The sequence below is a fragment of the Haloplanus aerogenes genome, assembly GCF_003856835.1.
In the GTDB taxonomy this organism is placed as follows: domain Archaea; phylum Halobacteriota; class Halobacteria; order Halobacteriales; family Haloferacaceae; genus Haloplanus; species Haloplanus aerogenes.
Genome location: NZ_CP034145.1, coordinates 2,199,469 through 2,213,023, shown reverse-complemented (window position 1 = coordinate 2,213,023; position 13,555 = coordinate 2,199,469). Strand labels below are relative to the sequence as shown.

The 13,555-nt window shown below is 59.2% G+C and carries 14 protein-coding genes, 1 tRNA gene and 1 pseudogene; 8 read left to right on the top strand and 8 right to left on the bottom strand.

Features of this window, described 5'->3' with window-relative positions:
* The first annotated feature begins 26 nt into the window (after positions 1-26).
* The 4 genes from DU502_RS18320 to DU502_RS11305 all read left to right on the top strand — a co-directional run bounded on the left by DU502_RS18320 (position 27) and on the right by DU502_RS11305 (position 1,928).
* Positions 27-194: a hypothetical protein gene (locus DU502_RS18320; RefSeq protein ID WP_158601204.1), complete on the top strand. Its 168-nt coding sequence runs from the start codon at positions 27-29 to the stop codon at positions 192-194.
* Between the two features lie 98 nt (positions 195-292).
* On the top strand, positions 293-661 hold the full coding sequence (locus DU502_RS11320; protein WP_121921860.1) for a ribbon-helix-helix domain-containing protein: 369 nt from the start codon (positions 293-295) through the stop codon (positions 659-661).
* Positions 658-1,227 (top strand): hypothetical protein, encoded by a 570-nt coding sequence (locus tag DU502_RS11315; protein WP_121921859.1) that lies wholly within the window; start codon positions 658-660, stop codon positions 1,225-1,227. The genes DU502_RS11320 and DU502_RS11315 overlap by 4 nt, the downstream gene beginning before the upstream one ends.
* A gap of 305 nt (positions 1,228-1,532) precedes the next feature.
* Positions 1,533-1,928, top strand: a complete 396-nt coding sequence (locus tag DU502_RS11305; RefSeq protein ID WP_121921858.1) for a MarR family transcriptional regulator — start codon at positions 1,533-1,535, stop codon at positions 1,926-1,928.
* Between the two features lie 9 nt (positions 1,929-1,937).
* Here DU502_RS11305 and DU502_RS18870 read toward each other — a convergent pair whose 3' ends face one another.
* A complete protein-coding gene (locus tag DU502_RS18870) occupies positions 1,938-2,069 on the bottom strand; it encodes a hypothetical protein (protein ID WP_277872154.1) in 132 nt (43 codons plus the stop codon).
* Between the two features lie 41 nt (positions 2,070-2,110).
* A complete protein-coding gene (locus DU502_RS11300) occupies positions 2,111-3,772 on the bottom strand; it encodes a helix-turn-helix transcriptional regulator (protein WP_121921857.1) in 1,662 nt (553 codons plus the stop codon).
* A 356-nt stretch (positions 3,773-4,128) separates the two neighbouring features.
* On the opposite strand from DU502_RS11300, the gene DU502_RS11295 reads away from it, so the two are divergent.
* Positions 4,129-5,385, top strand: a complete 1,257-nt coding sequence (locus tag DU502_RS11295; RefSeq protein WP_121921856.1) for an RNA-guided endonuclease InsQ/TnpB family protein — start codon at positions 4,129-4,131, stop codon at positions 5,383-5,385.
* 304 nt (positions 5,386-5,689) lie between these two features.
* Positions 5,690-6,511 carry an SWIM zinc finger family protein gene (locus tag DU502_RS11290; RefSeq protein WP_121921855.1) on the top strand — a complete coding sequence of 274 codons (822 nt, stop codon included), beginning with the start codon at positions 5,690-5,692 and terminating at the stop codon, positions 6,509-6,511.
* 229 nt (positions 6,512-6,740) lie between these two features.
* Here DU502_RS11290 and DU502_RS11285 read toward each other — a convergent pair whose 3' ends face one another.
* Both DU502_RS11285 and DU502_RS11280 read right to left on the bottom strand, forming a co-directional pair.
* Positions 6,741-8,105: a restriction endonuclease gene (locus tag DU502_RS11285; protein ID WP_121921854.1), complete on the bottom strand. Its 1,365-nt coding sequence runs from the start codon at positions 8,103-8,105 to the stop codon at positions 6,741-6,743.
* 260 nt (positions 8,106-8,365) lie between these two features.
* The gene (locus tag DU502_RS11280) at positions 8,366-8,776 is read right to left on the bottom strand and encodes a helix-turn-helix domain-containing protein (RefSeq protein ID WP_121921853.1); all 411 of its coding nucleotides are present in this window, start codon (positions 8,774-8,776) and stop codon (positions 8,366-8,368) included.
* Positions 8,777-8,933: 157 nt separating this feature from the next.
* Here DU502_RS11280 and DU502_RS11275 point away from each other — a divergent pair.
* Both DU502_RS11275 and DU502_RS11270 read left to right on the top strand, forming a co-directional pair.
* Positions 8,934-9,235: pseudogene (locus tag DU502_RS11275) on the top strand (DUF234 domain-containing protein); the annotation flags it as partial.
* Positions 9,236-9,414: 179 nt separating this feature from the next.
* Positions 9,415-9,801: a hypothetical protein gene (locus DU502_RS11270; protein WP_121921852.1), complete on the top strand. Its 387-nt coding sequence runs from the start codon at positions 9,415-9,417 to the stop codon at positions 9,799-9,801.
* A gap of 1,174 nt (positions 9,802-10,975) precedes the next feature.
* Here the strand turns inward: DU502_RS11270 and DU502_RS11265 are convergent.
* The 4 genes from DU502_RS11265 to DU502_RS11250 all read right to left on the bottom strand — a co-directional run bounded on the left by DU502_RS11265 (position 10,976) and on the right by DU502_RS11250 (position 13,554).
* Positions 10,976-11,614: an IS6 family transposase gene (locus DU502_RS11265; RefSeq protein ID WP_124897062.1), complete on the bottom strand. Its 639-nt coding sequence runs from the start codon at positions 11,612-11,614 to the stop codon at positions 10,976-10,978.
* A gap of 48 nt (positions 11,615-11,662) precedes the next feature.
* A tRNA-Gly gene (locus DU502_RS11260) sits at positions 11,663-11,733 on the bottom strand.
* Between the two features lie 88 nt (positions 11,734-11,821).
* Positions 11,822-12,859, bottom strand: coding sequence for an NAD(P)/FAD-dependent oxidoreductase (locus tag DU502_RS11255; protein WP_121919449.1), 1,038 nt, complete (start codon positions 12,857-12,859; stop codon positions 11,822-11,824).
* Between the two features lie 35 nt (positions 12,860-12,894).
* On the bottom strand, positions 12,895-13,554 hold the full coding sequence (locus DU502_RS11250; RefSeq protein WP_121919448.1) for a class I SAM-dependent methyltransferase: 660 nt from the start codon (positions 13,552-13,554) through the stop codon (positions 12,895-12,897).
* Position 13,555: the final 1 nt, after the last annotated feature.

Genomic DNA, 13,555 nt, shown 5'->3' with positions numbered 1-13,555 from the left:
ACAGACAGGCACCCCTTGGGACGACTATGGATTGCCCCGCGTGCGGCACCCCTGTCATCCACCGCACCCTCGTCGACAACGAACCGTTCCGGACCGCCACGAATGACCTCGAATTGCGTAACGTCGACGGCGTTCGGATCGCAACGGCAGCCAGTTGGTTTCTCGACGAACTGAACGCCCAGGAAAACTGCTGAGACTGGCGTGAGCGAGTCCTGTTCCAAGTGCTTTGATGTGCAAGCTCTGTGCAGTCGCCGAAACCGTTATGCACCTATGTGCAGAACTTGCACATAGAATGAGTGCGAGCGACGATCCGCGACGAGTGCACTTCCAGTCGCCGGAGTACCTCGTCGACCGGTTGGATGCGATCGCGGAGCTCTTCGACAAGGATCGGACGGATTTGCTTGTCGAGGCGATTCGCGAGTACATCGAAGATACCGCCGATAGTGAGACGTTCCAGGAACTCGTCGCGACCAAGTACTACGACGACCAGCTCGAGTTCGAGACGGTCAAGCAGTTGGTCGGCGCCGAGACTGCCCAGCGGCTCCGGCTTCTCAAAGCAGATCTCGAGGATGAGCCACTCGATATCGCTGCCCCCGACGACGTCGACGTCTACGATGGCGACGCGACGACAGTCGAGCCCGCAGCCGACGATGAGCGATGAGCGGCCGGCGACTGCGAACGGTCGTTGCCGACACCAGCGCACTCGTCGGTCTCGGCGTTCCCCGAGCCGACGCGGCCGTCGATACCGCCACCCCAGATCCGTTCCAGTATCTCCTCACCTCGTGTGAGGTGTTCGTACCTCCGGAAGTCGTTACAGAACTCCGCGACATCACGCAGTATCAGGACATCCACGGCGCAGCTGCGAACAACGTCCTCGCAGCCCGCAGCCACTACACGGTCGAGGATCCATACGAGCGCGACGAGACGCCAGACTCCCGGCCCACGTTCGGCCTCGACGACGGCGAAACCGATGGCATCGTCCTCGCGAATGCGCTCGCCGTGGACGGGTTTCTCACCGACGAGTTCGGCGGAACGAACTTCCCGCTGATTCACGCTGTGCTGCAGGGCCCGCGGATCGTCCCGACACCGCGGCTGATCGTCGACTACGCCCGGAACGGGTATCTGACCACGGAAGAAGCGAACACACTGATTACGACGATCAGCCCGCATCGTAGCTGGGAGAATAGTCCCTACGTCACGCAATTGCTCCAACGCCTCGACGCGTGACCATTCCACGAGAGGCCGTCGTCCACGAACTGTTCCGGCCGCTTCGGCGGCGACCGATTCGCGTTCGAGCCGTATGTCGAATTCACCGAGAGCGTACTCAGGCTGGGTCAAAACGTCGCGAGATCCTCGCCGAGGGAATCACTGTGTCCGGCAGCGAGGGCCTCGACTCGCTCCGAAAGAAGGTCGTCGCCGAGGGGTAGTACGCGAATCGAGCAACGCATCGAATAGAGTGAGCAGTCTCTGTAGTTTACTCTAGGGTGAACTACTTTGCTACTCTCAGTCGAATACATAGATATGGGCGCAGTTTGGGCGATGATGACGACACGACACCACGCGAACTCGTCCACTTCATTACACAGCAGACCCGGTTTTCACTTCTCAACGATATTCTCGCCCATCCCCAACAACTCCCATCGATGTACGAACTCGAAGAACTCAACCCTAGTGTGAGCGATGCCACCGTCTACAAGCACATCCAGAAGCTCATCAACGCCGGCATCGTCAAGGAAGTCGCCCTAGACGATGACCAGCGCCGACAGGACTATCCCTGGAAGTTCTACGGTCTGACCGACGAGGGTCGGAAATTCCTGAAGACGCACAACCTGCTCGCCGCCGAGGAGACGCTCCAGCAGATCTACGACACCATCTCCGACAAACCCGAGAAGATGGTCAAGTACGAGAATGCGCCCCGTCCGGATTAGAAGAGATTGTCAGAGAATAGGGAGCGATAGTCTGTCATTAGTCCCGGAGATCACCACGGACTGACCGACTTCACGGACGGAGTCGCTCCGCTCCAGATCGAGTTTTTCGGCGAGATAATCGACGGTCTCCTTCAGATCCATATGTCGTCGACTCACCCATGGAGTATACTCGTGGTGTAGCGTTACCGGTCAGTTGATTCAGCTCGCTGGTACGTATTGAGCCGACCGCTACGATCGACGGTGAGCTGTCCTTCCTCTTCGAGTTTCCGGAGCTTGTTGTAGATCTGGTGATCGGGGAAATCCAGCTCTTCTCGGAGATCTTCGATGGTTTTCGGGGCATCAAGTGAGACGAGCAACGCGTTCTCAAGACAGTACGAGACGAGCCGGTCCGTGATTGGGGAGACAATATTGTGTCGCTCGTCGAGGACATCGAGCGTATCGAGCACAGCAAACGAGAATAATTGGCCAGTACGATCTTCCTGGGTCTTGATCTCCTGGAAGATGCTCTCCCAGTCGAGGTCGGCTTGTCTGGCGATCAGTGCGGCATCTTCGAGATCTCCTTCGCGTTCCGTAATCGATTTGAACACGAAGATGTCGGTCAGCGAGAGCAGATGTACGTGAAGATTGCCGTACTCGAATGATTGGTCGCACCGCTCGATCATCGCCGGCGTCAACTGGAGCTGGCCGGCGACCGCCTCCACGAAAATATCCCAGCGTGGAAACCCTTCCTTCTCCACCACAATACTGGGATCAAGCTGGTTGTATGCCGCTTCCAAGTCACTACGCTCCTCGTATCCCAGGTCCTGGAGCGATTCGGCGATTGCAAAGAACGTCTGTCCGTCCTCAACGACGATGTCGACGTCCTTCGTCGAATCTTTCAACCCACGCAGAATGAGGTTGCCGCCTCCGAGAAGATACACGTCGACAGGCGTCTCCAGGTGGTCGCCAAGCTCTTCGAGCCCCCGTCGAAGGCTATCTTCCGGATGTTGGCCGCGCGGATAGACCCCATAGTCGTTCGCGAGATCGATGAATTCCTCCCACGGGAGAAAGAGCTCATCGTGGTGGACCTCCCGCTGGTCGATGTATGCAAAGAGATCTGCCCATTTCTCGACGCACTCCCACCTGTTTGCGAGCCGCCACAGGTCGCTGGCGTCGAGGGTCGCGCGGTGCGTCAGATAGAACACGCCAGCCATCGCCATCTGTTTCTTGTTCTCAGCGACGGTCACCGCATGGATCAGAACCTCTTCGAGTCCCAGCGACCGATCACCTTGATAGACGTAGGTCTTCGCTGGGTGATAATCAACACCGTAGCGAGTGAACGCCGAGAACGCAGTCGGCGTCCCATCGACAGTGTCCTTGCTCGTCGCGACCAGTCGGTCGCCGTTCGCGCGGTATTCGGTTTCGAACGGTGTCGTTCGGGTTCTAGCTTCGAGGAACGACCGAAGCGTGTCATCGGTGATAGCATACCCGTCGTCCGTGTGTGCGATCGCACCGGTCTCCTGGATCTCGTTCAAATGCTTGTAGAGCGTGGACTTGGCGAAGCCCTTCGTTTGTAACTCCGAAATCGTCTTCGGACCGCCGAGCAGCGCACCCAAAATGTCCTCTTTCGTCCCTATCAGCACGTTCTCGAGTGCGTAGCGGTCGAGGAGCTCGGCAAGCAGTGATGCTTCGTATGTGGTGGCCAATTGGACGCCGTCAGTTCGGTCTACAAGATGGGCGTTTTCGAGGTCGCCAACGACCTCTGACGTCCAGCTCTGACTTTTATCGATTGCATCGGCTAATTCGCCAACCGAGTAGGACTGATCCCGCAAACAGTCGATAACTCGTAGCTCCGCTCCCCTCATAAATTCCAATTCCACCGATATAGTTATAAGTATATCGGTGAAAGTGGAATACAAACTCTGAACGCTTCAGTGTGGGTCGTCAAATGGTGAGGCGTTTGTACAAACGTATTTCGGAGAGACAATTCAATCTGCGAGTCGAACTACTCGAGAGACGACATGAACAGGCGCCGATACTCATCAAGCCACTCGATCTCGTGGTACGTCACGTCGTTCTGAATGTCGTATTCAACTGAAGCGGTAGCGCGGATTCCCCTTCCTCAAGGAACGACCGAAGGGAGCGAGCAGGGAGGGGAGAAGCGGGTTCGTATCTGTCACAAACACCTGTTTGTAAGTAGCCACAGTACTACATTGAAACTGTGGCAGACGACTACGTGCGTCGGACGGCAATCACCCGACTCTCGGTAGATGGAGAGCAGCGCGACCTCCTCGAAGAAACCATCTCCGAGTGGAAGCGTGGGTGCCAGATCGCCACCGACATAGCGTGGGGCAAGTGCAACGCCAAGAGCGATGTACAACCCCTCGCCTACGACGACGTGCGTGAGCAAACTGACCTCGGGAGTCAGCACGCGATTCTCGCCACCCACCAAGCCGCACAAGCCATCACCGGCTGTATCGAACGCCGCTCGAAAGGCAAGAAGGTCAGCAAACCGACGTTCACCGCACCCACGGTGAAGTACGACACCCGGACGATGACGCTTTTTGACGACGGTACGGTGTCGCTTTCCACCACAGCGAGCCGCGTCCGGTGTGACCTTGCTCTGCCCGACGACGATGACGGCTACCAACGGCAGTATCTTGACTCCGACGAGTGGAGTCCCACAGAAAGCACGCTCACCGCCCGTGATGGGGACTACTTTTTGCACATCGGTTTCCGCCGACACAAGACCGATGCCGAACGGAACACCGCCGAGGACGGAACGGTCCTCGGGATTGACCTCGGTATCGAAAACCTCGCTGTCACCAGCACTGCCTACTTCTTTAGCGGGCGGGAGTTGGCCCACGACCTCCACGAGTTCGAGAAGGTACGCGCCGGACTCCAGCAGACCGGGACCCGAAGCGCCCACCGAACGCTGGAACAGTCGAGTGGGCGCGAACTTCGGTACATCCGCGACGTACTCCACCGGGCGTCGAACGCCATCGTAGACGAAGCACTCCGATACGAGTGCGATGTGATCGCGTTCGAGGATCTGACCCACATCCGCGACCGCACGGGTGGGTCGTGGGGCCACAAGTGGGCGTTCCGAACACTGTACGAGCAGGTGGAGTACAAAGCCGAAGCGGAAGGGATTTCGGTGAAGCAGGTGGGCTCGGCGTACACGTCCACGCGGTGCGCAGAGTGTGGCTTCACAGCCGACGAGAATCGCCCGACTCGAAACGATTTCTGCTGTCAGAAGTGCGAGTCGGAAGCGAATGCAGACTACAACGCGGCGAAAAACATCGGGATGCGCTATGTCCGTCGAGGCCAACAGTCGTCTCGGCGGACGGGCAACAGTCAGCTTGCCCTGAAGTCTGGAACGGTGACGCCGAGTGGCGGATTTACCGCCCACCCGGACGGGTTCGAGGCCGAGGACACGGACAAGCCCCACCCTCCACGAGCGAAGTCGTCAGACTGAGCGAAGTAGGGTGGGGTAGTTGACTCAGACGGATTGAATAGCCGTTCAGAACGGTGCGTTGCTTAACCACCTCTGCTTGGTAGGAGCGTCGTCGAAAGTATAGTAAGGAAGACGACCACCAGAGTACAGAAGGAATCCACCCTTCGAGACCGGGCAGCAGCGGTATCCCGTCGCGCCCGAGTGTTGTTGCTGCGGTACGGCGATAGTTTCGTAGGGTCTCTCAGAGGAACATGTTCCGATCCGGAGCGAAAGCGACATCGACGTATCGGTTTTATCCGCTCACGCCGGAACTCTATCCACACACATGGACGTAACCGAGGACACGGTTCGGGGCGTCTGCACGGACGCGGTCTTCGAACGCGGTGAACGCTACCTCGCGGAGGGCCGTATCCGCGAGATTCACCGCGTCGACACCACCGTCACCGCAGTCGTGAGCGGCAGTCGTCAGTACGATGTCCGTGTCGACCTCGCCGCCGACGAGTTTGCCCCGCGGTGCGACTGTCCGTACGACGGGCCGGGAACGTGCAAGCACGTCGTCGCCGTGTTGCTTCGATGTGTGGACGACCGTCCCCCGGACGAAGGCGCTCGACTCGACGCCGCACTCAACGGTACCGATGTCGACGAACTCCGCGCGTTCCTGCGTGAAGAGCTCGTGACCGATGCGGATCTCCGCGACCGATTTCTCGCCAGAGTCGGTGCATCGACAAGGCGGTCGGTCGACGAACTTCGCACCTCGATCGACCGGCGGTTCGAGGAGCGGAACCCAGAATACGACGTCGTCTTCGAGCCTATCGACTTCACGCAGTGGTTCAACCTCGCGAACGAGTACCGCGAGCAGGGGCAGTACGCGTCAGCGGCGACCGTCTACCGGGCACTCGTCGAGTCGCTCGACGACAACATGGAGCGCGTCGACGGTGCGTACGATCACTTCTCGAGTGCCTTCAGTCGGGCACTCGACGGGTACGTCGACTGTGTCGTCGCCACGGAACGCGACGCTGATGCGGTCACTAACGCTGTCAAATTCCTCGACGAGCGGGCGACATCGGGAACGCCGTTCCTCGCGGAACACTTCGAGCGTGCAGCGGTCGAACTCCGGGGAAAGGCGGGCGAGCAGTCATGCGAGTAACTCTGTCGACTACTTTTGGAACGCTCAATGACGTCCGCAAGTTCGAGGGGTCGTATATCGTCACGCTCTGTGGCACATCGCGCTGACTCTCGGTGGAGCCGGTTCACGAGAACAACGTGTGTGCGACACGTCGTGACCGATCCGTGACGAGCGATTGTCGTTGACTCTACTACTTGATGGAAAGAGTGGATCATAGTACCGGCGCGGAGCAACATGAGAACACGCCGACTCAGACCAGACCGCCCAGCACGAGGAGAGCGAGGATGACCAGCACCATCGTGATCAAGCCGCCTCCAGCGAGGAGCTTGTTCTCCATCGCCTTCTCGTGAATCGGCATCGCGGCGTACTCCTCGCGGAACGCCTCGAGATTCTCCTCATCGTAGAAGTACTTCGTCTTCAGCGCGAACCGCTCCGTGACCGCACAGCCCGTACAGACCGGCTCCCCTTCCAGCCGTTCGGTCTTGATGTGGCTACCACAGGCAACCGCCCCGCAGTTCGGACAGTAGGTGTACGTCTCGTCGACACCGCTCGTCTCGCAGTGGACGCAGCGATGAATTCCATCCTCGGTCGTCACTCGCGATGGTCCCGCCGCGTAGTATTCGGAGAGGTAGGTGTACTCCTGTATCTCGGTTGTATGGCGAACCTCAGGTAGATACACCGGCTCAATCGAGTGCACTGAGATGTCCGAGAGATTCGGCTCACACGTTTTGTTGTACGTGACGTTGTTGTCGCCAGTGTAGGTTACCGTCGTCGTGTGGTAGTCCCGAAGGCGGTCGACAGCCCACTCCTTGTACTCCGTTTGGGTTTGGCCGAACCGACGCTCCGAAATCTCGTCGAACACGTCTTCGAATCGATCGGCATCGAGGTCAACCGTCGCGTGGAAGTTCTCGGTCACCAGTGTCGCGATGTCGTCGTCGGCCACCCGTGGATGTCCGCGTTCAGCGTGGACGACGAACTGTGTGCGGTCGTTGATCCGGTGGATGACGCCCACCGACGTCTCGAAGACAGCGTTCGTGTCGGCGGTGATCGCGACCACCGGCCGAAAGGTCACCTGCGAGTGCGGCGCCGGAAGATCGGCGGGCTCGATGTTTTCGATGTCGCGGAACGCCTCCTGAACGGGCGCGTCGACGTCTACTGCTGGATCGTACGGACGGAGTGTTTCGTTACAGAGGATCTCGATCCGACCGTTGTAGAGGTCAAGACCGATTTCGTCCGCTATTTCCCGGAGATCTTCGCCATCGATCAGTTCGATGGGATAGGGATCGTCGTTCTGCTGGAGGCGTGCAGCGTACTCCTCGGCAGGCCCCGTGAACCGGCCGGTTGTGACGACCATCCCGCGTTTGGGACCGTCGAAATCGAATGTGGCGATGGCCGAGTGGAGCTTCTGGACGACCGGGCGCCCGACGGTTCCCGTGTGCTTGCACTCGACGACAACCGTTCGACGGGTGCCGTCGACGACCTCCTCCATCAGTATGTCTCGACCCTCGTCAGCCGTTCGTTCAGCCTGGCGGACATTCTCGTAGCCGAGGTTGCGGAACACGTCTTCCATCAAATCCTCAAACTCGAATCCAGAGAGGTCGTCCAAGACAGCCATCCGAGATGGGTGAAGAGTAAGTGGCGACTAACAAATACGTTACCGAATGTATGACCCAAGAGACATCATCAATCCTGGTGACATCAGGATCAATATCTCAGCAGAGGCGGTCATTTGGGTTGATGGACAACCAAGCGACATGATCCTCACTGTGAACGGTAGCTTCGCTCCTCAGTAACAGAGAGGAGTTACCCCACGCGAGATAGAATCCAATTCGTGGGGTAACTTCAGATATCATCAACGCTATATCGCTGAATCACTCATCGCGCAGGACGCGGGGCTGACTCGTAGCGCTCGATCTCAGCGGTCTTCTCGACCCGGTCGTAGATCGCTCGGAGCGTCTCCTCGGCACGCAGGAGCCTGTGCTCCTCGAGGAATCGACGCCCCTCCTCGCTGATCCCGTAGAACGTGTACGGCAGATCGTTCTGCCGGCGCTCCTCGGAGAGTTCGACTTTCTCGACGATACCCGCGTCGACGAGGTGTTGCAGATGCTGGCGGATCGTCGTTTGACTCCGACTCGGATTGGCGTAGTCCAACTCCTTCAGCGTCGGTAGCCCCGACGGATGCCCGAGGATGTCCTGGACGAGCGAAAATCGCGTCTCCTGGGTGACAACCTTGAGTCGCTCGCGAACGGTATCGAGATCTCCTGCCCACGAATCCGTGTCGCCCATGATAGACGAACTATCCAATTCGGTGGTAAGCGTTTCGCCGAAAGACGAATCACTTGAACTGACTGAGTATCGCTGTATCGAATCTCGATGCCGCAGAAGTTGCAATCGGTACAGACAAGAGTAAAATCACGATTAACAAAATCGTGATTTAGATAATCGTCAGTACCAGGGGATCGGCTACTGGTGGCATCGCAATCACGAACTCGACGTCGTCGGACTCGGAAGCGACGGGACGCTCGTCGCCGGCGAGTGCAAGTACACGAACAAGAGATAACTGAAAGCGATCTCGCCGATCTCGAGCGGACGGCAAGAGAGATCCAGTGGTCGCCGGATGGCGGTGAAGAGCTGACGTATCACTACTGCTGTTTCTGTCGCTCGGGGTTCTCCGACGGGCTCCGCAGTACCGCTACTGAACGAGACGACCTCTCGTTGTTCACGCCAAGCGATATCCTCGGTTAGCTCAACGAGTGTTATTGCCGATTCGGGAGTTCACCCACGTTTGCCGAAGACCGAAAATCGAGGAATCAGCCGGAACACGGAGTAACGGCGTAGTTTACACATCGATAACGGGGAGTGTACGTCGTCGAATCTTGGAGTTACCCCACAAATTGATGTGACACGCCGTTCGTGGGGTAACTATGACCGAAGACGTCCCGGAGAAACCGCCCGCACCTGAGTTGCCGAAGTATCTTCGCGAACCACTCGAGAACCAATCCCCGGAACGGTTGGAAGCAGTCGCGGCGTACGCGGCTGATTTGGCGGAATGGAAACATCGACAGCGGGAGGAAGAACTCGAACGTCGACGAGCCGAGGACGAGGTCGATGAGGAAGAACTCGAGGAGCTGGACGAGCGCGAGATCTCGACGGATCCAGAGGACTACGAAGACGTCCCGACGAGTGGTGCGTACATCACGGTGAAGACGACGAAGGAAACCACCGATAAATCGTACCGGTACTTCTACTGGCAATGGCGAGAGGGCGATTCTTGGAAAAACGAGTACATCGCTCCGGTGAATCCAAAATGAACGAGTGAGAATCCATGGTCGGTGAGTCCTTTGTCGGGGGAGTCGAGAGAGGCCACACACACCCCTCGTCCAGAGTGAAAACAGAGTGAGAGGGAGGAGGTACGTGCACACGAAACAGAGGTCCACGAGATGGCAGAGAGAAGAAAAGCACGGATAGAGCCGCCAACACGGTTGAGGACGGGAGGAAAGAACCAACCATCACGAGCAGCGGTTCACGATCGACCGGACGAATGCCGTCTTCGTCCTCCCTCGTGCTAAATGCACTTGGAGAACAGTTAGCAGAGGGAAGTAATAAAACTTCTAGACAACACTAAGTAAAGTGGTAGGTTGGAGCGACTACCATCCTTGTGGAGAGGTGCTTCGTGGGTTGATCGCTCTCCAGTCCCGTGGTTTCTGTCTCGTCTCCGTCTTTCGTCGGGCACTTTCTCCGCACCTCCTCGTGTATCGCTGTGGCGTTACACTCTGGACGAGGGGTGTGTGGGTACCGCAAGAGTCGTCCATTCTCTGTGAGGGATCTCGAGAACTCTCACTGGTTCGACGTATGTCCCGAGATTTCAGGAGTTCATTTCCACCGTCAACGGAGCCAACTCTCGTGATCTCTGTCGGAAGCACCGTGACAGCTGGATACTCAAGAGGGAGTGAGCAGACTTTGCGCGCCTCCCGTTCATCGGTCAGGTATAACGACCAGTGACCTTACTGCGAGATCTCGTTCAGTCTCTCGTGAATTTCATCGCAGTTCACTCTTGACTGGGGGTGGTGGAGGAGACTGACTTCGACGATTCGCTTGATTCGATCGAGAAGGCAATCTATCGCGACTGGTTTTCACTCTGGACGAGGGGTGTCTGCCATGCGTCCGACGCTTCTTTCAACTTCTAATCTAGTGAAAATTGATACTTAATTCGACAGGAGTTACACTCTGGATCAGGGGTGTGGTCTCGATCGCTCGGACTGTCTGGAACGATCGAGTGATATACACTCTTGACGAGGGGTGTGGTGAATCAACCGACGTCCGCCGTTTACACTCTTGATGAGGGGTGTCCATTCGTTCGAATAGGCGCCTCGTGATCGCCACTTACACTCGGGATAGGCTCGATACTCCTGACGGATGATACGCGTTAGACAAAACATCAGGAGACGGTCAATGGCCGATTTACACTCTGTCCGAGGGGTCGCGTTAACTTTGGCGTGAGTTGTGCCGGACGGCGAGGGCTTTGAGCCACGATTCTGCTGTCTGCGGTTCGACATGGCTGAAACTAGTTGCGAACGATGAGGTTCGTCGTTCTATCTCCCAAAAGACACGTTCGATGGCATTCCGATTCCCGTGTGAAATCATCTGGAATCGGTACCCGTCTTCGTCGAGGACGTTCACCAAGTAATCGGCGTCATCGACGAGAAATTCGACGCCATCTAGCCGATATCGTCGATGAAGTTCGGTCAGAAACCATCGCGTCGTCTGTTTCGTTGTCGCTGGAAACAGCCTGAAATGGAGGATTTCGTTCGTTTGGGGATCGACGGCACCGTACAGCCAGTAGTCGTCGCCGTTGATGCGGATCACTTTCTCGTCGACCGCAAGCTGATCCGCACTCACCGTCGAAACCGGCTGTAGCTCGGCCTTGTGAACCCAGTTGTGAGCCGCGATGTGACTGCGTTGGACTCCCAACTCATCGAGAAACTGACTGGCATCCCTCGTTGACATATCTGCGAGATGACGCCGGATGCCCACTTGAATCGCCCACTCGGGAGTCCGATCTCGCTCCACAAACGACAAGTCGATCCACTCGATACACTTGCTGAGGCGTTCGGATTCTGCCATAGACACTCAGAACTCGAACGCCTCATCCTCTAACTTAACGCGACCAACTGCGCCGGCCGGGATTTGAACCCGGGCCATGAGCTTGGAAGGCTCAGGTCCTACCACTAGACCACCGGCGCGCACGAGTGGCTTCAGGGTCGTGGGATAAGGCAGTTACGTTTGGCGTGCGCCGCCGTGCGATGTTCGGTTATCGCCGAGTCCCGACACTCAGTCGTCTGCCGCCGACTCAGCCGCCTGTTCCCGGAACGCCCGCGCCGTCTCCCGGAGTGACTCGGACATGGCGGGCACCTCGGCGGGGTCGACCGGCCCCTGTTCCTCTATCTCCTCGACGCTCCGCGGGAACGCCCGCAGATCCATGTGGATGGCGATGCCGGCTTTCGCTCCCTGTCCCATCGCGACGGGGATCTGGTTGTGGCCGGGAACGAGGTCGCCGACGGCGTAGACGCCGTCGACGCTGGTGCGGCCGTGGTCGTCGACGACGACGGTGCCGTCGTCGTTGCGGTCACAGCCGAGGCCGGCCGCGAGGTCGTTGTTGTAGTCGGAGCCGTACATGGGGAAGCCGCCACGGTACTCCCGGGTGGTGCCGTCCTCGAACTCGAAACTCTCCAGCCAGCCGTCGGGACCGCGGTTCATGCCCGTGATCTCCGCATCGATCACGTCGATGGGGTGGGCGCGGAGCATGCGGTCGGTCTCGTCGCTCCACGAGGGGTCGTCGCCGCGGAGGAGGAGGTCCACCTCGTCGGTGAAGTTGAGCATGATCATGGCGACGTAGGCGGCGCTGTCGCCGTGGCCCATCACGTAGACGGGTTCGTCGACGAACATGTAGGCGTCACAGTGGAGACAGTAGTGGAGGCCGCGGCCGGTCGGCGGGAGCGGCGGGTCGGGTCTCTCGTCGCTGAACCCCGTCGCGAGGACGACCCGCCGGGCGGAGAGGGCGTGCCCGTCGTCGACGGTGAGACGGAAGCCGTCGTCCGCCTCGTCGATATCGCTCACGAACCCGCGGCGGTAGTCGGCGCCGTAGGCCTGCACCTGTTCCTGTGCGGTCTGCAGGAACTCCGCGCCCGACACGTCCTCGGTGATTCCGATAACGTTGTGCGTCTCCTGCATCATCGCGGCGCGGCCGCCGCCGCGGTTGACGACGACGGTGTCGAGGCCGAGACGGGTCGTGTAGAGCGCGGCGGTCAGGCCGGCCGGCCCGCCGCCGACGACGGCGACGTCGTACGTCGTGGGGTCGCTGTCGGTCATCGGTGCGGAGTAACGGTCCCGTCCGGTTAAGTGTACTACGTCTGTGCGGCGTTCGATCCAGACCGGGCCGGCCCGACCACCGCGTAACAGTTGCCGCTCGATTCGAACGATTCGTGGACGGCGAGTGCGCTCGCCGCGAGGTCGCGGTCGAACTCCACGGGGTCGTAGATGTGGTAGTACCGGGGGACCGTCTCGCCGCCGGGGAGCGTCCAGTCGACGGTCGTGTCGAACCCCTCGTCGGCGTCGAAGCGGTCGTGAACGGTACTCCAGGCGCTGACGAGCGCCCGACCACCGGGTTCGAGGACGCGCGCGAGTTCGTCGAGGCTGGCGACCCGCCTCGCCCGCGGACGGAGGTGATGAAGGGTCGCGACGTACACCGCGAGGCCGACGCAGTCGTTCCGGAGAGGGAGCGCAGCGGCGTCGCCCTGCACGAGGTCGGCGTCGAACCCGTGGTCGCGCTCCCGGCGCCGCGCCGTCCGCAGGAGGCCGCGACTCGCGTCGAGGGCGACGACGCGGTCGGCATGCGCTGCGAGTACCTCGGCGTGGCGGCCGTTTCCACAGCCCACGTCGAGGGCGAGCCCGACCCGGTCGACGCCGTCGACGAACGACTCGATTTCGGGCCACGGATACTCCCGCGTCGCGGCGAAGTGGTCCGCGATGTGGTCGTAGGTGTGGTGCGGGGCCGGGCGGTCCATG

Coding starts and splice junctions, on each gene's coding strand:
- DU502_RS18320 (WP_158601204.1), top strand. CDS start 27: ATGGATTGCCCCGCGTGCGGCACCCCTGTCATCCACCGCACCCTCGTC.
- DU502_RS11320 (WP_121921860.1), top strand. CDS start 293: ATGAGTGCGAGCGACGATCCGCGACGAGTGCACTTCCAGTCGCCGGAG.
- DU502_RS11315 (WP_121921859.1), top strand. CDS start 658: ATGAGCGGCCGGCGACTGCGAACGGTCGTTGCCGACACCAGCGCACTC.
- DU502_RS18870 (WP_277872154.1), bottom strand. CDS start 2,069: ATGGATCTGAAGGAGACCGTCGATTATCTCGCCGAAAAACTCGATCTG.
- DU502_RS11300 (WP_121921857.1), bottom strand. CDS start 3,772: ATGAGGGGAGCGGAGCTACGAGTTATCGACTGTTTGCGGGATCAGTCC.
- DU502_RS11290 (WP_121921855.1), top strand. CDS start 5,690: ATGGACGTAACCGAGGACACGGTTCGGGGCGTCTGCACGGACGCGGTC.
- DU502_RS11285 (WP_121921854.1), bottom strand. CDS start 8,105: ATGGCTGTCTTGGACGACCTCTCTGGATTCGAGTTTGAGGATTTGATG.
- DU502_RS11280 (WP_121921853.1), bottom strand. CDS start 8,776: ATGGGCGACACGGATTCGTGGGCAGGAGATCTCGATACCGTTCGCGAG.
- DU502_RS11270 (WP_121921852.1), top strand. CDS start 9,415: ATGACCGAAGACGTCCCGGAGAAACCGCCCGCACCTGAGTTGCCGAAG.
- DU502_RS11265 (WP_124897062.1), bottom strand. CDS start 11,614: ATGGCAGAATCCGAACGCCTCAGCAAGTGTATCGAGTGGATCGACTTG.
- DU502_RS11255 (WP_121919449.1), bottom strand. CDS start 12,859: ATGACCGACAGCGACCCCACGACGTACGACGTCGCCGTCGTCGGCGGC.
- DU502_RS11250 (WP_121919448.1), bottom strand. CDS start 13,554: ATGGACCGCCCGGCCCCGCACCACACCTACGACCACATCGCGGACCAC.